This is a genomic window from Mesorhizobium sp. M2A.F.Ca.ET.067.02.1.1, from assembly GCF_004023285.1.
GTDB lineage: Bacteria > Pseudomonadota > Alphaproteobacteria > Rhizobiales > Rhizobiaceae > Mesorhizobium.
On sequence record NZ_RZSB01001332.1, the window covers coordinates 1 to 693 of the forward strand.

A 693-nucleotide genomic window follows, 5' to 3' on the forward strand; every position below is an offset into this window, starting at 1 on the left:
TTATCAGATGGATGTGGCCGGCAGCGGCGTCTTCGAGATCACGGCCGAATATGAGGCCTTCCGCCTCGGCAAGGAAGTCGATGGCGCGCTCTACCGCGAGGCGGACGCGCAATGGTTCCGCGCCATCCTGACCGGCGTCGTCGAGAACCAGAAGACCATCGACCCCGTCATCCGCCAGGCGCTGACCGAGGATTGGCCGCTGTCGCGGCTGGATTCGACGCTGCGCGCTATCCTGCGCGCCGGCGTCTACGAATTGATGAAGCGCGAAGACGTGCCGGTGGCCGTGATCGTGTCCGAATATGTCGACATCGCAAAAGCTTTTTACGAGGAAGACGAACCCAAGCTGGTGAATGCCGTTCTCGATCGCGTCTCGCGCCGGGTTCGCGGTGAGGGGCGCGGCAAGGACGCTTCGTGACGACCGCAACGGCCGCGGTCGCCGCGACCGGCAGGGAAGGGCGCCGCACAGCCGTCCTGCTTGCCGCCGCGCAGGCGATCGTCGGTTCGGCCGCTCCGATCGCCATATCGCTCGGCGCGCTGGCCGGGCAATACCTGCTCGGTCCCGACAAGTCTCTCGCGACGGCGCCGATCACCGGCTTCAATCTCGGCGTGGCGCTCGGCGCCTTGCCGGCCGCCGCCATCATCCGCAGCCTCGGCTATCGCGGCGGCTTCATGCCCGGCCCCGCGGTCCCCGCG

The 693-nt window shown here is 67.8% G+C and carries 1 protein-coding gene and 1 pseudogene; both read left to right on the plus strand.

What is annotated here, in order from left to right; all coding sequences use genetic code 11:
- Window positions 1-415 (plus strand): transcription antitermination factor NusB (nusB, locus tag EOA28_RS37645; protein ID WP_128315942.1); only part of this gene is annotated, 415 nt, incomplete at its 5' end.
- Window positions 412-693, plus strand: a pseudogene (locus tag EOA28_RS37650) (MFS transporter); the annotation flags it as partial. The gene nusB and the pseudogene EOA28_RS37650, both read left to right, overlap by 4 nt.